18 protein-coding genes and 1 pseudogene are annotated in these 19,103 nt (G+C 70.5%); 16 read left to right on the forward strand and 3 right to left on the reverse strand.

The genetic code is table 11. The annotated features are described in order from the left end of the window. The first annotated feature begins 66 nt into the window (after positions 1-66). The 6 genes from dnaG (at position 67) to mdoH (ending at position 9,334) form a co-directional block, all read left to right on the forward strand. On the forward strand, positions 67-1,929 hold the full coding sequence (gene dnaG, locus MU852_RS13750; protein WP_249750034.1) for a DNA primase: 1,863 nt from the start codon (positions 67-69) through the stop codon (positions 1,927-1,929). Between the two features lie 71 nt (positions 1,930-2,000). Next, complete coding sequence (gene rpoD, locus MU852_RS13755) at positions 2,001-3,944, forward strand: RNA polymerase sigma factor RpoD (RefSeq protein WP_249750035.1); 1,944 nt, start codon at positions 2,001-2,003, stop codon at positions 3,942-3,944. Positions 3,945-4,022: 78 nt separating this feature from the next. Next, on the forward strand, positions 4,023-4,895 hold the full coding sequence (locus MU852_RS13760; protein WP_249750036.1) for a hypothetical protein: 873 nt from the start codon (positions 4,023-4,025) through the stop codon (positions 4,893-4,895). A gap of 9 nt (positions 4,896-4,904) precedes the next feature. Then, complete coding sequence (locus tag MU852_RS13765; protein ID WP_249750037.1) at positions 4,905-5,678, forward strand: extensin family protein; 774 nt, start codon at positions 4,905-4,907, stop codon at positions 5,676-5,678. A gap of 107 nt (positions 5,679-5,785) precedes the next feature. Next, positions 5,786-7,339, forward strand: coding sequence for an OpgD/OpgG family glucan biosynthesis protein (locus MU852_RS13770; protein WP_249750038.1), 1,554 nt, complete (start codon positions 5,786-5,788; stop codon positions 7,337-7,339). Between the two features lie 60 nt (positions 7,340-7,399). Then, positions 7,400-9,334 (forward strand): glucans biosynthesis glucosyltransferase MdoH, encoded by a 1,935-nt coding sequence (gene mdoH, locus MU852_RS13775; protein ID WP_249750039.1) that lies wholly within the window; start codon positions 7,400-7,402, stop codon positions 9,332-9,334. 6 nt (positions 9,335-9,340) lie between these two features. Here the strand turns inward: mdoH and MU852_RS13780 are convergent, their stop codons facing one another. From MU852_RS13780 to MU852_RS13790, 3 genes are read right to left on the reverse strand one after another with little or no spacing between them, the layout of a single operon-like run. Next, positions 9,341-9,688 (reverse strand): DUF1428 domain-containing protein, encoded by a 348-nt coding sequence (locus MU852_RS13780; RefSeq protein WP_249750040.1) that lies wholly within the window; start codon positions 9,686-9,688, stop codon positions 9,341-9,343. 22 nt (positions 9,689-9,710) lie between these two features. Then, a complete protein-coding gene (locus MU852_RS13785; RefSeq protein ID WP_249750041.1) occupies positions 9,711-10,193 on the reverse strand; it encodes a VOC family protein in 483 nt (160 codons plus the stop codon). A 10-nt stretch (positions 10,194-10,203) separates the two neighbouring features. Next, positions 10,204-10,641: a VOC family protein gene (locus tag MU852_RS13790; RefSeq protein WP_249751968.1), complete on the reverse strand. Its 438-nt coding sequence runs from the start codon at positions 10,639-10,641 to the stop codon at positions 10,204-10,206. Between the two features lie 68 nt (positions 10,642-10,709). On the opposite strand from MU852_RS13790, the gene MU852_RS13795 reads away from it, so the two are divergent. The 10 genes and pseudogenes from MU852_RS13795 to fliN all read left to right on the forward strand — a co-directional run bounded on the left by MU852_RS13795 (position 10,710) and on the right by fliN (position 19,095). Next, a complete protein-coding gene (locus MU852_RS13795; protein WP_249750042.1) occupies positions 10,710-11,390 on the forward strand; it encodes a winged helix-turn-helix transcriptional regulator in 681 nt (226 codons plus the stop codon). A 57-nt stretch (positions 11,391-11,447) separates the two neighbouring features. Beyond that, complete coding sequence (locus MU852_RS13800) at positions 11,448-11,762, forward strand: Ada metal-binding domain-containing protein (RefSeq protein ID WP_249750043.1); 315 nt, start codon at positions 11,448-11,450, stop codon at positions 11,760-11,762. A gap of 56 nt (positions 11,763-11,818) precedes the next feature. After that, positions 11,819-12,574, forward strand: a complete 756-nt coding sequence (locus tag MU852_RS13805) for an AlkA N-terminal domain-containing protein (RefSeq protein WP_249750044.1) — start codon at positions 11,819-11,821, stop codon at positions 12,572-12,574. Continuing rightward, positions 12,558-13,094 carry a methylated-DNA--[protein]-cysteine S-methyltransferase gene (locus tag MU852_RS13810; RefSeq protein WP_249750045.1) on the forward strand — a complete coding sequence of 179 codons (537 nt, stop codon included), beginning with the start codon at positions 12,558-12,560 and terminating at the stop codon, positions 13,092-13,094. Before MU852_RS13805 ends, MU852_RS13810 begins: the two co-directional genes overlap by 17 nt. A 32-nt stretch (positions 13,095-13,126) precedes the next feature. After that, positions 13,127-14,149: an alpha/beta fold hydrolase gene (locus MU852_RS13815; RefSeq protein WP_249750046.1), complete on the forward strand. Its 1,023-nt coding sequence runs from the start codon at positions 13,127-13,129 to the stop codon at positions 14,147-14,149. An 87-nt stretch (positions 14,150-14,236) separates the two neighbouring features. After that, a complete protein-coding gene (locus tag MU852_RS13820) occupies positions 14,237-15,319 on the forward strand; it encodes a Glu/Leu/Phe/Val family dehydrogenase (RefSeq protein WP_249751969.1) in 1,083 nt (360 codons plus the stop codon). A gap of 122 nt (positions 15,320-15,441) precedes the next feature. Then, positions 15,442-17,082, forward strand: coding sequence for a flagellar basal-body MS-ring/collar protein FliF (fliF, locus tag MU852_RS13825; RefSeq protein ID WP_249750047.1), 1,641 nt, complete (start codon positions 15,442-15,444; stop codon positions 17,080-17,082). Further along, positions 17,082-18,116 carry a flagellar motor switch protein FliG gene (gene fliG, locus MU852_RS13830; protein WP_249750048.1) on the forward strand — a complete coding sequence of 345 codons (1,035 nt, stop codon included), beginning with the start codon at positions 17,082-17,084 and terminating at the stop codon, positions 18,114-18,116. Before fliF ends, fliG begins: the two co-directional genes overlap by 1 nt. A gap of 1 nt (position 18,117) precedes the next feature. Further along, complete coding sequence (locus MU852_RS13835; RefSeq protein WP_249750049.1) at positions 18,118-18,765, forward strand: FliH/SctL family protein; 648 nt, start codon at positions 18,118-18,120, stop codon at positions 18,763-18,765. Continuing rightward, a pseudogene (gene fliN / locus MU852_RS13840) lies at positions 18,765-19,095 on the forward strand (flagellar motor switch protein FliN). Before MU852_RS13835 ends, fliN begins: the two are co-directional and overlap by 1 nt. Positions 19,096-19,103: the final 8 nt, after the last annotated feature.

Consider the following 19,103-nt stretch of genomic DNA (forward strand, 5'->3'; position numbering starts at 1 on the left):
GCGCGGATCGCTCGACAAGTCCGCCCGCCGCTGGCGCGCGGCCCGGCCGGGGGCTAAGGATCGGCGGTGCGCTTCGACGAACGCTTCATCGACGAATTGAAGGCCCGCCTTCGCCCGTCCGACGTGATCGGGCGGACGGTGAAGCTCAAGCGCCAGGGGCGCGAGTTCGTCGGCCTGTCGCCCTTCACGAAGGAGAAGTCGCCCAGTTTTTTCGTCAATGACGACAAGGGCTTCTTCCACGACTTCAGCTCGGGCAAGCACGGCGACATCATCTCCTTCCTGCAGGAGACCGAGCGGCTGAGCTTCGTCGAGGCGGTGCAGCGCCTGGCCGGCGAGGCGGGGCTGCAGCTTCCGGCCGAGGATCCCCAGGCGGTCGAGCGCGAGCAGAAGCGCCAGGGCCTGTCGGACTGGATGGACCTGGCCCAGAAGTGGTTCGCCGCCAATCTGCGCCGCACGCCGGGCAAGGCGGCGCGCGAGTACCTGGACAGGCGCGGCCTGCCCGAGGACCAGTGGGAACGCTTCGGCCTGGGCTATGCGCCCAACGATCGCGAGGGGTTGAAGCAGGCGCTTATCCAGCGCGGGGCGCGCCCCGCCGATCTGGTCGAGGCCGGTCTGCTGATCGCGCCCGAGGGCGGCGGCCAGCCCTATGACCGGTTCCGCGACCGGCTGATGTTCCCGATCCTGGACGCGCGCGGGCGGATCGTCAGCTTCGGCGGCCGGGCGATGAATCCCGACGACCGGGCCAAATATCTGAACGGGCCGGAAAGCCCGCTGTTTCACAAGGGCGCGACCCTCTACGGCCTGCCCGAGGCGCGGCGCATCCTGGGCGCCGAGAGCCGCAGCGACCAGGCGATCATCGTGGTCGAGGGCTATATGGACGTCATCGCCTGCCAGCGGGCGGGCCTTCCCGCCGTCGCGCCGATGGGCACGGCCCTGACCGAAGAGCAGATGGAGCGGCTGTGGCGGGTCAGTCATGAACCCGTCCTGTGTTTCGACGGCGACGCGGCCGGCCTGCGCGCCGCCTATCGCGCCATCGAACGGTCGCTGCCGCTGTTGAAGGCCGGGCGGTCGTTCCGCTTCGCCCTGCTGAGCGGCGGACAGGATCCCGACGACATCCTGCGCGAAAAGGGCGCGCCGGCCCTGCGTCAGGCGTTGGGCGAGACCCACGCCTTTTCCGAGGTCCTGTTTCGTCGCGAGCAGGACGCCGAGCTTCTGGACACGCCCGAGCGCAAGGCCGGGTTCAAGGCGCGCCTGCGCCAGGCCGCCCAGGCGATCCAGGATCGCGACCTGGCCGAGCAGTATCGTCGCGACCTGTTCGATCGCTTCGACGCCCTGTTCCCGCGATCTCAACCTCGTGCGCCCTGGACGCCGGGGCAGGGGCGCGGCGGCCGGTTCGGTCCGCCGCCCAAGCAGGGCCAGACGGCCGAGGGCGCCCAGGCGATGCAGTCGCTGATCCGCGCCATCGAACCCGTGCCGGCGGCCCTCGCCCACGGGGCCATCGACGATCCCGAACGGATGGACGACCATCTGGAGGCGATCGCGGCCCACGGATTCGGCGACCGGGGCCTGGACGGGCTGGCGCAGGAGCTGGTCCGATTGCGTCTGTCGGGACAATCCCTTGACTCTGCGGCCATGCGTCGCCATCTGGCGCAATCGGGTCACGATGCCTTAGTGCGCGAGGTCGAGAAGGCGGCGGCGAAGTCCGGCGCGCCATTCCTGGCCGCAAATGCGCCCCTCGCCGAGGCAAGGGTCCGATGGTCGCAGGCGTTCGACGCTTCGACGCGCGTCGCCGCGTTGGAGGACGCCTTGGCCCAGGCGCGCGACGTGCCCGGGCAAGATGAGGCGTTCCGCCGGCTGAAGGCCGAGCGGGATGCGCTTCGCCGTGCGATCAAAGCCGGGACGATATGGGAAGACAACGCGGGCTCGTAACCTTACGGACCGCCGGGCATTGTATTTTCGTCGGGGGCCTGATCACCGCCTCGACCGGAGACAGACTGAATATGAGCGCACAGACCGAAACGCAGGAAGCCGAAGTCTCGACCGACGGGCCCCTGCTCGATCTGACGGACGCCGGCGTCAAGAAGTTCATCAAGCAGGCCAAGGCCCGCGGCTATGTGACGATGGAGGAGCTGAACAAGGTTCTGCCCTCGGAAGAAGTGACGCCCGACGCCATCGAGGACACGCTGGCGATGCTGTCCGAAATGGGCGTGAACGTGGTGGAGGCCGAGGAGGACGCGCAGGAGCAGCAGTCCACCGACGTCGCCGCCGCCGCCGGAACCGCCGTCGCCGAGACGCCCGCCAAGGCCGCCTATGATCGCACCGACGACCCGGTGCGGATGTATCTGCGCGAGATGGGCTCGGTCGAACTGCTGAGCCGCGAGGGCGAGATCGCCATCGCCAAGCGCATCGAAGCCGGTCGCGACGCCATGATCTCGGGTCTGTGCGAAAGCGCCCTGACGTTCGAGGCCATCATGGTCTGGCGCGACGAGCTCGAGAACAACCGCATCCTGCTGCGCGAGGTCATCGACCTGGACGCCACCTACGGCGTGCTGAACCCCTCGTCCCTGCCGGGCGCCGCCCAGCCCGAGGGCGAAGAGGAAGACGAGCCCGAGGAAAAATCGGCGGAAGACAAGCCGGAGTCGGACGACGAGGACGAGGACGACTTCGACGACGGCGGCGGCATGTCGATCTCGGCGCTGGAGGCGGAGCTGAGGGATGGGGTGATGGAGGTGCTGAACGCCATCGCCGCCGACTTCGGCGAGTTCCGCGGGCTGCAGGACAAGCTGGTGCAGGCGCGGCTGAAGGGCGAGACCCTGAGCGCCAAGGACCAGAAGACCTACGAGGCGCTGACGACGGCCATTTCCGACCGTCTGAAGACGATGAAGCTGAACAACAACCGCATCGAGGCGCTGGTCGAGCAGCTGTATGCGATCAACAAGCGGCTGATCGGCCTGGAAGGCCGGCTGCTGCGCCTGGCCGACAGCTACGGCATCTCGCGGCCCGAGTTCCTGAAGGCCTATTTCGGCGCCGAGCTGGACCCCAACTGGACCGAGAACGTCAAGGACATGGGCGTGCGCTGGACCAAGTTCAGCGAGAACGAGGCCAGCCAGATCGCGACCATTCGCACCGACGTCGCCGCCGTGGCGCTGGAAGCCGGCCTGCCGATCGACGACTATCGCCGCATCGTCCAGACGGTGCAGAAGGGCGAACGCGAGGCGCGCCAGGCCAAGAAGGAGATGGTCGAGGCCAACCTGCGCCTGGTGATCTCCATCGCCAAGAAATACACCAACCGCGGCCTGCAGTTCCTGGACCTGATCCAGGAGGGCAACATCGGCCTGATGAAGGCGGTCGACAAGTTCGAGTACCGCCGCGGCTACAAGTTCTCGACCTACGCCACTTGGTGGATCCGTCAGGCGATCACCCGCTCGATCGCCGACCAGGCGCGGACCATCCGCATTCCGGTGCACATGATCGAGACGATCAACAAGATCGTCCGCACCAGCCGCCAGATGCTGCACGAGATCGGCCGCGAGCCGACGCCGGAGGAACTGGCCGAAAAGCTGGCCATGCCGCTGGAGAAGGTGCGCAAGGTCCTGAAGATCGCCAAGGAGCCGATCAGCCTGGAAACCCCCATCGGGGACGAGGAGGATTCGCACCTGGGCGACTTCATCGAGGACAAGAACGCCGTCCTGCCGATCGACGCCGCCATCCAGTCCAACCTGCGCGAGACCACGACCCGCGTGCTGGCGTCGCTGACGCCGCGCGAGGAGCGGGTGCTGCGGATGCGCTTCGGCATCGGCATGAACACCGATCACACGCTGGAAGAGGTCGGCCAGCAGTTCAGCGTGACCCGCGAACGCATCCGCCAGATCGAGGCCAAGGCGCTGCGCAAGCTGAAGCACCCCAGCCGGAGCCGCAAGCTGCGGTCCTTCCTGGACAGCTGAGACAAGGCAGGGGCGGCTCCGACGGGGCCGCCCCTTCGCTTTCGGCATGAGAGAATTGGACGACGGCGCGGGCACCACTTGGACGACGCAACGACGCCTACGTCCGATTTCGACGACGCGGGCGGCTACGCCGTCGTCATGGAACACTATCGCCTGAAGAAATATCGGGGGCCGGAGGTCTGGGCGCGGGTGCGCGCGGCCTATGAGGGCGGGGAGAGCGGGCCGTCGATCGCGCGCCGGTTCGACGTCGGCCTGTCCAATCTGAGGAAGAAGGCGCGGCTGGAGGGCTGGACCCGAAAGGACATCGCGCAAAAGCTGGATGGCGAACTGGAGCCGGCGCGCGAGACGGCGCCGCCGCCGGTCCCGCAGGGGCCGCCGGTCGATCCGCAGACGGCCGTGGAAACGGCGATGCAGCGCGCCAGCAGCCTGTTGGCGCAAGGACGTGGCGCGGAGGCCCAGACGCTGATCCGCTCGGCCGAGGCCCTGGCCAAGCTGGCGGAGCGCGCCGGAGAGGCCGCCGCCGCCGCCGCGGACCAACCGTCGGAGGAAGAGGCGATCGCGCGATACATGGCCGAGCGCGACGCCGATATCATCGACCAGGCGACGAAGCTGGCCTGGGCGATGCTGATGGACCAGCCGATGGGCGAGGCGGCGCGGTACTCCGCCTTCATGTACCACTGGCGCGCACGGCACCTGGGGCCGGAGGCGACGGCCTGCTATTTCGCCCATGCGGTCGACGGCGGCTGGGCGCGGCGCTATTTCGACGGGGAGGGGCGGTTGCGGCCCCTGCCGGAGCCGATCACGCCCCTGGCGATGATGGTCGATCAGCATCTTCGCCTCAGCGCGGAGCGGGACCAGAATTCCGCGCAAAAGGATCCATACAGCATGGACCTGGACTATCCGGGCCCGATCCGTTTCGCGCCATCGTCGGACGAGCCCGGAATCGGTTAGGCTGGGGCCATGACCGAGCGCGCCTTCGCACCCCGCCCGCCCGCCTTTCGCCTGGCGCAGACCGCCCTGATCCTGGGGCTGGCGGCGGCGCTGACGATGGCGGGGTGCGTGCGGCGCCCGCCGGAGCCGCTGCGGCCCCCGGCCTATCCCTATTCGCAGACGCCCGCGCCGCTGGTGGGCGCGCTGATCGACCGGCCGATCGACGGGGGCACGCAAGGGGCGGTCAAGCGCGCGGGCGCGGACCTGGGCCAGTGCATGGCCCAGCTGACGGCGGCGCGGGTGCGCTTCAGCCCCGTGCCGGATCGCCAGAACACCGCCGCCTGCGGCCTGAGCCAGGGCGGCGTGCTGGGCGCCGACATGGGCACGGTGGCGCGCATGGCGCCCGGCGAGGTGGAGATGACCTGCCAGACGGCGCTGGCGCTGAGCGTCTGGCGGCGGCAGTCGCTGGAGCCGGCGGCGCGCGAGATCCTGGGCTCGGACGTGGTCCAGATCGACCACATGGGCGCCTACGCCTGCCGCAACGTGAATAACGGCGTGGGCTCGAACCGGATCAGCGCCCACGCCCAGGCGGCGGCCCTGGACTTCGCCGGTGTGCGCCTGCGCGACGGACGCCGGATCAGCGTGGCGCGCGACTGGAACGGCGACGGGGCCGAGGCGCGCTTCCTGCGCCGCATCCGCGACGACGCCTGCCGCGTGTTCGGCACGACGCTGAGCCCCGACTACAACGCCGTCCACCACGACCATCTGCACCTGGAAGCGACCGACACCCGCTTCTGCCGCTGAGGCCGGCGCGACATCGCGTCCTTCGCAAATGCGAGATGAGGGTTGAACCCGAGCGGTCGCTCGGCTTTCTAGTCTGTCGGGCGGGGGCGTTCATGACGAGGTCGCGCATGATTCCCCGCCGTCGCGCCGTGCTTCAGGGCCTTGCCGGCCTGGGCGCCGCCTTCGCCCTGCCGCCGGGCCTGGCCCTGGCCCAGGAGGGCGAGGCCTTCAGCTTCGAAACCGTGAAGGCCCTGGCCCGCGACCTGGCCGCGCGCCCTCATGCGCCCCGGCCCGAGGCGGCGGGCGACCTGGACGCCATCACCTATGACGAGGGGTTCCGCGTCGTCTTCGATCCCGAGCGGACGGTGACGATGGGCGCCGACCAAGGCGCCGACTGGGGCCTGCAATTCATGTCGCTGGGCGTGCTGGCGCGACGGGCGGTGGAGATCAATCTGGTCGAGGGCGGCCGCAGCCGTCGGCTGACCTATGATCCCGCCTATTTCATCGTGCCCGAGGACAGTCCGTTCAGGGCCCTGCCGGACGACGTCGGCTTCGCGGGCTTCCGGGCCGTGGCCGGGCCGGGCCGGGCCGAATGGCTGTCGTTCCTGGGCGCCTCCTACTTCCGCTCGCCGGGGCCGTTCGGGCAGTACGGCCTGTCGGGCGCGGGGCTGGCGCTGGACACCTACGCCGAGGGACCGGAGGAGTTTCCCGACTTCACCCGCTTCTGGCTGGGGCCGGACGCCAGCGGGCGGTTGGTGATCCACGCCCTGATGGAGGGGGCGGGCGTCGTCGGCGCCTACCGTTTCGTCAACGATCGGGCGGGGGACGGCCTGGTGCAGGAGGTCGAGGCCATGCTGGTCTTCCGGCGCGGCTACGCCCAGCCGGGGTTCGCGCCCCTGACGAGCATGTTCTGGTACGGCGAGAACACGTCGGGCCCGCGCGAGGACTGGCGGCCCGAGATCCACGACTCGGACGGGCTGGCGATCTGGACGGGGGCGGGGGAGCGCATCTGGCGGCCGCTGTCCAATCCGCCGCGGGTCGTCACCAGCGCCTTCGCCGACGAGAATCCGCGCGGCTTCGGCCTGATCCAGCGCGACCGGGACTACGACAGCTATCAGGACAGCCAGGCGTATTACGACCGGCGGCCCAGCCTGTGGGTCGAGCCGGTCGGCGGCTGGGGCCGGGGGAGCGTGCGGCTGGTCGAGGTTCCGACGCGTAGCGAGACGCTGGACAACATCGTGGCCTTCTGGACGCCCGCCGCGAGACCGGCGGCGGGCCAGACGCGCACCCTGCGCTATCGGTTGACGTGGGACGGGGATGCGCCGGGCCTGGAGACCCTGGCCCGGGTGACGGCGACGCGATCCGGCCGGGCGGGACGGCCCGGCGCCCCGCCTGGAGAGGGGCGGCGCATGGCGGTGGAGTTTCGCGGGGCCGACCTGGCGCGGCTGCGGCCCGAGGACGCGCGGGCGGCCGTGAGCGCGGTGCGCGGCGCCGTGTCCAACATCGAACTGGTCGCCGCCGATCCGACCGAGACCGGCTTTGAGCGCACCTGGCGCCTCATTTTCGACGTGGCGCCGTCATCGGATGAACCGGCGGACGTGAAAGCCTGGCTTCGAACGCGGAACGGGCGGCGTCTCACCGAGACGTGGACGGCTCAGATTTTCGCGGAACGCGCAACCTGAACGGTGTTCGGTCGTTCCGTGGGTCGAGCCTCCCCGCTCCACAGACAATCAGGATCGACCATGGCGTCCGTTTCGGCGGCGCTCCGGGAGGCGGACGTGTCCGCGCCGGACGCCCGCAACCCTCTTTCCGATCTGCCCGCGGCCGCGCCGCTGGCGATGCCGGTGCAGGCGCTGGACCAGCCGCCCGTGCGCGATTTCGGCCGGACGATGGGGCAGCCGTGGGCGCGGCGGGCGGCGCTGATCGCCTTCACCGTGCTGACGACCGTGCTGGCGGTGGTGGTGCTTCATGACGCCTTCAGCGCCGATTTCCTGACGGGCGCCGAGGTGGTGCATCTGGTGCTGTTCGCCAGCCTGTTCGCCTGGACCGCCTTCGCCTTCGCCTCGGTCTTCGCCGGATTCGCGGTCAGCCTGGCGCCGCGCCGGGACGAGGGGACGACCCAGCCGCTGACGGCGCGCACGGCGATCCTGGCCCCGGTCTATAACGAGGCGCCCGGCCCGGTCTTCGCGCGGCTGGAGGCGATGATGCGCGACGTCGAGGCCGAGGGCCTGGCCGACCGCTTCGACCTGTTCATCCTCAGCGACACGCGCGCGCCCATGATCGCCGTGGCCGAGCAGGCGGCGTTCCGCCGGCTGCGCGAGGCCCTGGGCGGCGGCGTGCGGGTCTTCTATCGCCGCCGCGCCGAGAACATCGACCGCAAGGCGGGCAATATCGCCGACTGGGTCCGGACCTGGGGCGGCGCCTATGAGCACATGGTGGTCCTGGACGCCGACAGCCTGATGACCGGCGCCGTGCTGGGCCGTCTGTCGGGCCTGATGCAGGCCGATCCGCGCGCGGGCCTGATCCAGACGGTCCCGGCCGTGATCGGGGCCAGCACCCTGTTCGCGCGGCTGGAGCAGTTCGCCAGCCGCCTGTACGGGCCGATGTTCGCGCGCGGCATGGCCTGGTGGTGCGGCACGGAAGGCAACTATTGGGGCCATAACGCCATCATCCGCGTCCGCGCCTTCGCCGAACGCGCCGGCCTGCCGCACCTGAAGGGGCGAAAGCCCTTTGGCGGCCATATCCTGAGCCACGACTTCGTCGAGGCCGCCCTGATGCGACGCGCGGGGTGGCGGGTGCGGCTGGAGCCGGACCTGGGCGGATCGTGGGAAGAGGGGCCGCCCAGCCTGATCGACCAGATCGTGCGGGACCGCCGCTGGTGCCAGGGCAATCTGCAGCACCTGGGCGTGGTGACGGCGCGCGGGTTGAACCCCGTCAGCCGGTTCCACTTGGTGCGGGGCTTCTCGACCTATCTGGCCGCGCCGATGTGGATCGCGCTGCTGGCGCTGAGCGTCGGGCTGATGGTGTTCCCGGACGAGCTGGCGGGCGCGCGGATCGGCGCGGGCTCGCCGTCGGCGGCCGGCGCCCTGCTGGGCGTCATGGCGGTGTCGGCGGCCTTCCTGATCCTGCCCAAGTTCATGGCCCTGGTCGCGGCGACGGCGCGCGGAGAGCTGGACCGGTTCGGCGGGGCGGACGCGGCGGTCAGGAACATCCTGATCGAGACGGCGCTGTCGACCCTGCTGGCGCCGGCGGCCCTGTTCGCCCAGACGCGGGCGGTCGTGTCGGTGCTCTCGGGCCGGGATTCGGGCTGGGCGCCGCAGCGGCGCGACCTGGACGGCCTGTCCTGGAGCGAGGCCTTCGCCGCCCACCGGGCCGAGTTCGCCTTCGGCCTGGGGCTGGCGGGGCTGTGCCTGGCGCTGAACCCGGCCGCCCTGCTGTGGGCCGCGCCGCCGGCCCTGGGGCTGGCGGGGGCCTTCTGGCTGTCGGCGGTGACGGCGCGGGCGGTCGGCGACGACCTTTTGGCCACGCCCGAGGTGCTGGCGCCCCATCCGGTGATCGTCCAGGCCCAGGCCCTGACCCAGGCGCTGGCCGAGCCGGCGGAGACCCGGACGCCGGCGCCGAGCCGCTTCCTGACGATTCCCCGACCGACGCCAGCCCTGGCGGTCGCCGCCGCTTGATGCGGATCAGGCTTCGAAAACCGTTTCGAAGCCGCCGTAGATCATGCGCTTGCCGTCGAAGGGCATGTCCAGCTCTTGGAAGCGCGGGTCGTCCATCATCTTCGCCTCGAAGGCGTCGGCCGTGGCCTTGTCCGGCCAGACGACCCAGGAGAAGACGACGGTCTCGCCCTCCTCGGCCTTCACCGCCATCCTGAAGTCGGTGAGCTTGCCGGCGGGCAGGTTGTCGCCCCAGGCCTCCACATGGGACAGGACGCCGTATTCCTTGAACAGGGGCGAGGCGGCCCTGGCGCTGGCGATGTAGCGTTCCCTGTCGCTGATCTTGACGGGGGTGACGAAGCCGCTGACGTAGGTCATGACGTTCTCCTTGGCTTGGGGGTCAAAGGTCGGCGACGGCGCGGTCCAGCGCCGCGATGTCGATCTTGCGCATGGTCATCATGGCCCGCATGGCGGCCTCGGCGCGCGCGCGGTTCGGGTCGGTGGTCAGGTCCATCAGCCGGCGCGGGGTGATCTGCCAGGACAGGCCCCAGCGGTCCTTCAGCCAGCCGCAGACGTTTTCCTGGCCGCCGTTCGCGGTCAAGGCGTCCCACAGCCGGTCGGTCTCGGCCTGATCCTCGGTCATGACCATGAAGGAGACGGCTTCGTCGAAGGTGAAGTTCGGCCCGCCGTTCAGGGCCATGTAGCGCCGGCCGGCCAGGGTGAACTGGACCGTCAGCACGCTGTCGGCGGGGCCGGAGGGCGTATCGACGGGCGAGCGGTTGACGGAATCGATGCGGCTGTCGGGCAGCAGGGAGACATAGAGGCGCGCTGCCTCCTCGCCATCGCCGTCGAACCAGAGACAGGGAACGATCTTGTCGGTCATGTCCCTGGCCTCAGGCCGGTTGGTGCTGGTCGGCGGCGAAGGCTTCCGGTCCGGCCGCGACGGCGGCGGCGTCCATCCACATGGTTTCCCAGATGTGGCCGTCCGGGTCGGCGTAGCTGCGCCCGTACATGAACCCATAGTCCTGAACAGCGTTCGGATCGGCCTGACCGCCCGCCTGCGCGGCCTTGCCGACGACCGCATCGACGGCCTCGCGGCTGTCCTCCGACAGGCACAACAGCACCTGGGCCGAGGCGTGGGCGTCCGGGATGGCGCGGTCGGTGAAGCCCTTCCACTTGTCGTGGGTCAGCAGCATCACGTGAATCACGTCCGACAACACCATGCAGGCGGCGGTGTCGTCGCTGAACTTGTCGTTCTTCGTCGCGCCCACGGCCTCGTAAAAGGCGATCGAACGGGCCAGGTCGGCGACGGGCAGGTTGATGAAGATCATCTTGGGCACGGCGTTTCTCCTCTCCTAAGGTTTGCGCACCGTGAGCGTGATGATTATGATAGTCAACCATGAAGTTAGAAAAAGTAACCGCAAAGCCTGGGCGGAAGTATCACGACGCCTGCGGGGCGGCGCACGGGCTGGACCTGATCGGGGAGCGCTGGGCCCTGTTGGTCATGCGCGAGCTGATGTTCGGGCCCCGGCGGTTCGGCGATCTGAAGAAGGACCTGTGCGGCCTGTCGGCCAACGTCCTGACCCAGCGGCTGGAAGGGCTGGAGTCCTCGGGCATCGTGCGTCGCCGCAAGCTGCCGCCGCCGGCCTCGGTCCAGGTCTATGAGCTGACGGACTGGGGGCGGGAGCTGAAGCCCATTTTCGCCCTGCTGGGCCGCTGGGCCGCGCGGTCGCCGATGCACGATCCCACCCTGCCGCTGAGCCCGGTGTCTGTGGTGATGTCGCTGGAGACCATGTTCGACGCGGCCAAGGCCGGCGACGCCCGGTTGGACGTGGGCCTGCGGTTCGGCGACGAGAGCTTTCGCCTTCGCATCGCCGACGGCGGCCTGAGCGCCGAGCGGGCGCAGGCCGACGGCGCAGAGGTGGTGTTCGACACCCAGCCGCCGGTTCTGGCCGGGGCCGTCTATGGCGGGGCGCCGCTGGCCGGGCTGGAGGCGGAGGGCGTGCTGAGGCTGGCCGGGGACCGGAACCTGGCCGAGCGGTTCACGACCTTCTTCGCCCTGCCGCCCAAGGCGTTCTGACGATCCATGTCCGAAAACCGCGAGACATCGTGGGGGCGCGGGCGCATCCTTCCGCCCATGAACTCTTCGCTGGATTTCGAGACCTGCTGGCGCGCCGTCGTGGCGCGCGACGCCCGCTTCGACGGGCGATTCTTCACCGGCGTGACGTCGACGGGAATCTATTGCCGGCCGGTGTGCCCGGCGCGCACGCCCCGGCGCGAGAACGTGACCTTCCACCCCAGCGCGGCGGCGGCCGAGGCCGGGGCTTTCGCGCCTGCCTGCGCTGCCGCCCGGAGACGGCGCCCGACTTCGCCGGATGGCGCGGCGTCGAAGCGCCGCGCGGCGGGGCCTGGCGGGGATCGTCCAACACCGTCAGCCGCGCCCTGGCCCTGATCGAGGGCGGGGCGCTGGACGGGGGCGACGTCGACGCCCTGGCCGCGCGGCTGGGGGTGGGAGAACGGCAGCTGCGCCGTCTGTTCCGCCAGCACCTGGGGGCCGCCCCCGTCAGCGTGGCCCAGACGCGGCGCGTGCTCCTGGCCAAGCAGCTGATCCACGAGACCGGCCTGTCGATGGCCGAGATCGCCTTGGCCTCGGGCTTCGGCAGCGTGCGGCGGTTCAACGAGACCTTCCAGGGCCTGTACGGACGCCCGCCGTCGGCGCTGCGGCGACGCCGCACGGGGGAGGCAGGGGGAACGATCCGGCTAGGCCTCAGCTACCGCGCCCCCTATGACTGGCCGGCCATGCTGGCGTCGCTGGCCGCCCGGTCGGCCATGCCCGAAACCGTGTCGGGCGACGCCTGGACCCGCATGCTGGCGCCGCAGGTCGATGGCGCGCGCGGCCGGATCTCGGTTCGGCCGGACGCCGGGGCGTCGGAGCGGCTGACCGCCGAGGTCGAGATCGACGCGCTTTGCGCCCTGCCGGGGGTCCTGGCGCGGACGCGGCGGGTGCTGGACCTGGCGGCGGACCCTGTCGCCATCGCCCGCGACCTGTCGACCGATCCGGTCCTGGCCGAGGCGGTGGCCGCCCATCCGGGACGCAGGCCGCCGGGCGAGTGGAGCGACGCGGGCGACGACCCGCCCAGCGACCGTCTGACGACCGACGACCCGATGCTGCGCGCGCGCGCGGAACGCTGGCGGCCCTGGCGGGCCTATGGCGCGCTGTACTGGACCCTGGCCAAGGAGACCCTGAATGCCCAGGCCGCATGACGCCCCCGAAACCTTGACCCTGACCCTGGACCGCGTCGCATCGCCCGTGGGCGAGGTGCTGGTCGTGACCGACGCCGACGGCGCCGTGCGCGCGCTGGACTTTCACGACTTCGAGGACCGGATGCGGCGGCTGCTGCGCCGCCATTACGGCGAGGTCGTCCTGACGCCGGGACGGGCGCCCGAGCCCGTGCGCGCGGCGGTGGCGGCCTATTTCGCCGGCGACCTGGCCGCCTTCGACGCGGTGGAGGTCAGGACCGGCGGCACCGATTTCCAACGCCGGGTGTGGGCGGCGCTGCGCGACATTCCGGCCGGCGAGACCCGCAGCTACGGCCAGCTGGCGGCCGCGATCGGCGCGCCCAAGGCGATGCGGGCCGTGGGCCTGGCCAACGGCGCCAATCCGGTCGGCGTCATCGTGCCCTGTCATCGGGTGATCGGGGCGAGCGGCACGCTGACCGGATACGCCGGCGGTCTGGAGCGCAAGCGGTGGCTGCTGGCGCACGAGGCGGCCGGCCGTCTCTAGAAACCATGACCGCGAAGGCGCATTTGAGGGGCATGAGGCTTCTCCCCGCCGCCCTGCGCTCCGCCCTGGTTCTGACCGTCCTGGCTCTGGCCGCGTGCGCCGCGCCGCATATCCAGCCGCCGCTGACGCCGTCCGCCGGATTCGCCGGGCCGTCGGTTCAGGATCGCGCCCTGGTTATGAGCGACGGCGCGCGCCTGCCGCTGATGCGCTGGACCCCGCGAGAGCGGCCCTGGGCGGTGATCGTGGCCCTGCACGGCATGAACGACCACGCCGCCTCTTTCCGGCTGGCCGGGCCGTGGTGGGCCGAGCAGGGGATCGAGACCTGGGCCTATGACCAGCGCGGGTTCGGCGCCGCCCCCGGCCGCGGCGAATGGGCCGGGCAGGCGCGGATGACCGACGACCTGCGCGAGGCCGTCGCCCTGGCCCGCGCGGCGCATCCCGACGCCCTGATCGCCGTGGTCGGAGAGAGCATGGGCGGATCGGTGGCGGCCGCCGCCTTCGGCTCGGATCGGCCGCCCGACGCGGACCGGGTGGTGCTGCTGGCGCCGGGCGTCTGGGGCTGGACCACGCAAGGCTGGCTGAACAGCGCCGCCCTGAACATCGCCGCGCGGATGGCCGGGTCCAAGGCCGTCGAGCCGCCCCGCTTCATCGCGGACCGCATCCAGGCCTCGTCCAATGTGCTGGAGCTCTACCGCAACGGGCGCGACCCCCAGAGCCTGCTCTCCACGCGGTTCGACACCATCTACGGCCTGGTCGACCTGATGGAGGCCTCGTCGCGGCGGATCGGCCTGATCCGCACGCCCGCCATCCTGATGTACGGCGCCCATGACGAGGTCGTGGAGAAGGGGCCGATGCGCCGGGCGCTGGAGCATATGCCCGCCGACGCGACCCTGCGGACCGCCTGGTATCCGAACGGGTGGCATCTGCTGAACCGGGACCTGGACGCCGAGGCGGTCTATCGCGACGTGGTCGGCTTCCTGCGCGATCCGGCGGGGCCGCTGCCGTCGGGCGCCGGGCCGGTTCTGCCGCATCTCGAAGCCCTGGCGAAACGCTGACGCGAAACGGTCATGCTTGCCCATTACAGGCGAGCGGCCTATCTGCCGGGCAACAAGAATATTACCCAGGGAGCGCCTATCATGGGCATGACGCTGTTCGATTCTCCGTCTTTCGCGAATCATGAGGGCGTGCACGCCTTTTTCGACGAGAAAACCGGTCTCAAGGCGATCGTCGCCGTTCACTCGACCGCGCGCGGTCCGGCCGTCGGCGGCACGCGGATGTGGAACTATGGCTCGGCGGCCGAGGCGCTGGAGGACGTGCTGCGCCTGTCCAGGGGCATGAGCTACAAGAACGCGATCGCCGACCTGGAGATGGGCGGCGGCAAGTCGGTCATCATCGGCGACAGCCGCACCCAGAAGACGCCTGAGCTGTTCCGCGCCTTCGGCCGCGCCGTCGATACGCTGGGCGGAATCTACTACGCCGCCGAGGACGTGGGCGTGTCGGTCGCCGACATCGCCGAGGCGCGCAAGGAGACGACGCGGGTTCTGGGCCTCAAGGACGGGCCGGAAGCGTCGGGCGACCCCAGCCCGGTGACGGCCGAGGGCGTCTATCGCTCGACCCTGGCGGTGGCGCGCCGGCTGTTCAGGCAGGACGACCTGACCGGCCTGACCATCGCCGTCCAGGGCGTCGGGCACGTCGGCGGATACCTGGCCGACAAGCTGGCGGCCGCCGGCGCCAAGCTGGTGATGACCGACGTCAACGCCGCCGTCCTGGCCGAGGTCGCCGCGCGCACGGGGGCCCAGATCGTGGCGCCGGACGCCATCTATGACGTCAAGGCGGACATCTATGCGCCGTGCGCCCTGGGGGCGACGCTGAACCCGCAGACGCTGGAGCGGATCAGCGCCCGGGCGGTGGTCGGCGCGGCCAACAACCAACTGGCGACGCCCGAGATCGGCCGCATCCTGTTCGAGCGCGGCGTGCTGTACGCGCCCGACTATGTCGTCAACGGCGGCGGCATCATCAATGTCGCGGCGGAGATGAACGCCCGCCAGACGCGCGGCGCCTTCGACCCGAACTGGGTGGAGATGAAGCTGGCGCGCCTGATCGAGACCTTCGAGGAAATCCTGGAGCGGTCCGCGGCCGAGACGCGCCCGACGCACGAGATCGCCGACGCCATCGCCGAGGCCCGCATCGCCGGCGCGCGCGAGGACCGCCGCAAGGCGGCCTGAGGCCGTGCGGCCGCGTTGAGGGACGGCGCGTAACCGTCTCTTAACGCGGCGTTTACCATCCGGGCGGCATTTTCTGCCTAGCGGGGTCGTCCGGGTCTTCCGCGAGTATGGGGCGGGGACGCGTGGGCGGTTTCACCGAGGCGTTGAAGAAGTTCGGGATCGGTCGCCTGGCGGCCATTCTCGGCGTCGCCGCGGGCGTGGCGGCGGTGCTGGTCGCCGTCATGCTGCGCATGGGCCAGGCGCCCGACGCCTTGCTCTACTCCAACCTGGACCTGCGCGAGGCCGGCGAGATCACCGCCGCCCTGGACCAGGCGGGCATTAAATATTCGTCCAAGGGCGACGGTTCGACCATCATGGTCAACCGCGACGAGGTCGGCACGGCGCGGATGATGCTGGCCGGCCAGGGGCTGGTGACCTCGGGCTCGGTCGGCTACGAGCTGTTCGACAACCAGTCGGTCCTGGGCCAGACCGAGTTCCAGCAGCAGCTGAACGAGCAGCGCGCCCTGCAGGGCGAACTGGCCCGCACCATCATGTCGATGCGCGGCATCACCGCCGCCCGCGTCCACATCACCATGCCGCGCCGCGAAATGTTCACCGCCGCCGCGGGCGAGCCGACGGCCGCCGTGCTGGTCGGCCTGGGCGGGCGCGACCTGACCGGCGACCAGGTCAACGCCATCCGCAACCTGGTCGCCTCGTCGGTGCCGAACCTGAAGCCCTACCGCGTCACGGTCGCCGACGAGAACAACCGCACCCTGGCCGCCGGCAACGACGGCGGCGAGTTCACCACCGCCTCGGCTCTGGAGGCCAAGAACGCCACCGAGGCGCAGCTGCAGGCGCGCATCAAGGACATCGTTGAGGGCGTGGTCGGCGTGGGCGCTGCGCGCGTTCAGGTCACCGCCGACATCGACCGCAGCCGCTCGACCACCCAGGAGCAGAAGTTCGACCCGGACGGCCAGGTGGTGCGCTCCACCTCCACCAACGGCTCCCAGTCGTCCGACACCACGGGCCAGCCGGACGGCGCGGTGACCGCGACGAACAACATCCCCGGCGGCGCGGCGCCGAACACCACGCCGCTCGGTTCGACCAGCGCCGAGAACACCGAGACCACCAACTACGAAATCTCCAACACCACCACGACCACCACGCGCGAGCCGGGCGAGGTGCGCAAGCTGGCGGTGGCGGTCGCGGTCGACGGCAAGCTGACCCCGGCCGCCGACGGCAAGGGCGAGCCGACCTATGCCCCGCGCACCGCCGAGGAGATCGCCCAGATCAAGGCCCTCGTCGCCGCCGCCGTCGGCATCGACGAGGCGCGCGGCGACAAGATCGAGGTGGTCAACGTTCGCTTCAACCGCGACGCCGGCCTGGCGGGCGACCTGGACGGCGCCGGCGGGATGCTGGACTTCTCCAAGAACGACATCATGCGCGGGATCGAACTGCTGGTGCTGCTGATCACCGGCGTGCTGCTGATCTTCTTCGTGCTGCGCCCGCTGCTGAAGACGGCGACCGGCGGGGCGGGCGTGCCGGCGCTGGCGGGGGCGGACGGCGTGCCGGTGACGCAGCTTCAGACGACCACGGTGATCGGCCCGGACGGCCAGCCCCAGCTGGTCCAGCTGCCGCCGCCCAGCGAGATGGAGCAGAAGATCGACATCGCCCGCATCGAGGGCCAGGTGAAGGCCTCTTCGGTCAAGAAGGTGGCGGACTTCGTCCAGAGCCACCCCGATGAGGCGGCCGGCATCCTGCGGACCTGGGTGGCGGAAGGCTGATGCCCAAGCTCGTCTCCAAGAAGGCCGCGATCGAGGACCCCAACAAGCTGACGGGGCCGGAGAAGGCCGCCGTCATCCTGCTGGCGCTGGGCGAGGAGCACACCGCCCTGTGGGAGCGGCTGGACGACGACGAGGTCAAGGAGATCTCGCAGGCCATGGCCACCCTGGGCAACGTCACCGCCGAGGCGGTCGAGGCCCTGATGATCGAGTTCGTCTCGGGCCTGTCGGGCTCGGGCTCGGTCATGGGCAGCTACGAACAGACCCAGAAGCTGCTCAGCGCCTTCCTGCCCAAGGACCGCGTCGACGGCCTGATGGAGGAAATCCGCGGTCCGGCCGGCCGGACCATGTGGGACAAGCTGGGCAATGTGAACGAGGCGGTCCTCGCCAACTATCTGAAGAACGAATATCCCCAGACGGTCGCCGTGATCCTGTCCAAGGTCCGGTCGGACCACGCCGCGCGGGTGCTGACCAGCCTGCCCGAGGATTTCGCCCTGGAATGCGTCCAGCGGATGCTGCGCATGGAGCCGGTGCAGCGCGAAATCCTGGACAAGATCGAACAGACGCTGCGCACCGAGTTCATGTCCAACCTGGCGCGCACCTCCAAGCGCGACAGCCACGAGATGATGGCCGACATCTTCAACGCCTTCGACCGCCAGACCGAGGCGCGGTTCATCGGCGCCCTGGAGGAACGCAACCGCGAATCGGCCGAGCGCATCCGCGCCCTGATGTTCGTGTTCGAGGACCTGTCCAAGCTGGATCCGGGCGGCGTCCAGACCCTGCTGCGGGCGGTGGAGAAGGATCAGTTGGGCCTGGCGCTGAAGGGCGCCTCGGAAGGGCTGCGCGAGATGTTCTTCTCCAACATGTCCGAACGCGCGTCGAAGATCATGCGCGAGGACATGGAATCCATGGGCCCGGTGCGGCTGAAGGACGTCGACGCCGCCCAGACGGCGATGGTCCAGGTGGCCAAGGACCTGGCGGCCAAGGGGGACATCATGCTGGCCGGCCAGGGCGCCGACGACGAGCTGATCTACTGACATGAACGCCAAGCCCTTCACCTTCGACACCGAGTTCGACGCCGACGGCGAGGTCGTGCGCCCGTCGCAATGGCGGCCCGTCAAGCGCAGCTTTCTGCCGGCCGAGGTGGACGCCCTGGTGGCCCAGGCGCGTCTGGAGGCGCGCGAACAGGCCCTGGCCGAGGTCGAACACGTCCGCGCCCTGGCGCTGAGCCAGATCGCCCAGGCCGCCGGCGCCGCGCTTTCCACCCTCAAGAGCGTGGCCCAGGCCCACCGCGAGCAGTCCGCCGATCTGGCGCTGCAGGCGGCGCGGGCCATCGCCGGCGCGGCCCTGGACCGTTTCCCGCAGGCCCCGCTGAAGGCCGCGCTGGAGCTGCTGGCCCAGGAGGTCGACGCCTCGCCCCGCCTGGTGGTGCGCGGCGCCGGGCTGGACGAGACGGCGCGCGCCATGATCGCCCAGGCCGCCGCCGATTCCGGCTTCACCGGCGCCGTCGCCTTTCGCGACGAAGCGGGGCTGGCCGCGGCCGCCTTCCAGCTGGAGTGGGCCGACGGCCGCGCCGACTACGATCCCGAAGAGGCCGCCCGGCGCGTGGGCGAGGCCCTTTCCGCCGCCCTGGCCGCCGAAGCCGGGCACGCCGAAAATCCCGTCCTGGACAGGAGTGACGTCTGATGGCTTCCGACGATCTGTCGCTTGAGGAATTCACCGATCCCGCCGCCCTGCCGGCGTTGGAGGATCATGGCGAAGAGCGCCGCCGACCTGGCCACCGTCTTCGACGTGCCGGTCAACATCTCGGCCGTGCTGGGCAAGTCGCACATGTCGGTGGCGCAGCTGCTGCAGTTGAACAAAGGCTCGGTGCTGGAGCTGGATCGCAAGGTCGGCGAGGCCATCGACATCTTCGTCAACAACCGCCTGGTGGCGCGCGGCGAGGTGGTGGTCGTCGACGACCGCCTGGGCGTGACCATGACGGAAATCATCAAGACCGAGGATGCGGGCGCCTGATCGGCGAC

Origin of the sequence: Brevundimonas albigilva, from assembly GCF_023503965.1 — a bacterium.
In the GTDB taxonomy this organism is placed as follows: domain Bacteria; phylum Pseudomonadota; class Alphaproteobacteria; order Caulobacterales; family Caulobacteraceae; genus Brevundimonas; species Brevundimonas albigilva.

Coding starts and splice junctions, on each gene's coding strand:
- rpoD (WP_249750035.1), top strand. CDS start 2,001: ATGAGCGCACAGACCGAAACGCAGGAAGCCGAAGTCTCGACCGACGGG.
- MU852_RS13765 (WP_249750037.1), top strand. CDS start 4,905: ATGACCGAGCGCGCCTTCGCACCCCGCCCGCCCGCCTTTCGCCTGGCG.
- MU852_RS13770 (WP_249750038.1), top strand. CDS start 5,786: ATGATTCCCCGCCGTCGCGCCGTGCTTCAGGGCCTTGCCGGCCTGGGC.
- mdoH (WP_249750039.1), top strand. CDS start 7,400: ATGGCGTCCGTTTCGGCGGCGCTCCGGGAGGCGGACGTGTCCGCGCCG.
- MU852_RS13780 (WP_249750040.1), bottom strand. CDS start 9,688: ATGACCTACGTCAGCGGCTTCGTCACCCCCGTCAAGATCAGCGACAGG.
- MU852_RS13785 (WP_249750041.1), bottom strand. CDS start 10,193: ATGACCGACAAGATCGTTCCCTGTCTCTGGTTCGACGGCGATGGCGAG.
- MU852_RS13790 (WP_249751968.1), bottom strand. CDS start 10,641: ATGATCTTCATCAACCTGCCCGTCGCCGACCTGGCCCGTTCGATCGCC.
- MU852_RS13795 (WP_249750042.1), top strand. CDS start 10,710: ATGAAGTTAGAAAAAGTAACCGCAAAGCCTGGGCGGAAGTATCACGAC.
- MU852_RS13800 (WP_249750043.1), top strand. CDS start 11,448: ATGAACTCTTCGCTGGATTTCGAGACCTGCTGGCGCGCCGTCGTGGCG.
- MU852_RS13810 (WP_249750045.1), top strand. CDS start 12,558: ATGCCCAGGCCGCATGACGCCCCCGAAACCTTGACCCTGACCCTGGAC.
- MU852_RS13815 (WP_249750046.1), top strand. CDS start 13,127: ATGAGGCTTCTCCCCGCCGCCCTGCGCTCCGCCCTGGTTCTGACCGTC.
- MU852_RS13820 (WP_249751969.1), top strand. CDS start 14,237: ATGACGCTGTTCGATTCTCCGTCTTTCGCGAATCATGAGGGCGTGCAC.
- fliG (WP_249750048.1), top strand. CDS start 17,082: ATGCCCAAGCTCGTCTCCAAGAAGGCCGCGATCGAGGACCCCAACAAG.
- MU852_RS13835 (WP_249750049.1), top strand. CDS start 18,118: ATGAACGCCAAGCCCTTCACCTTCGACACCGAGTTCGACGCCGACGGC.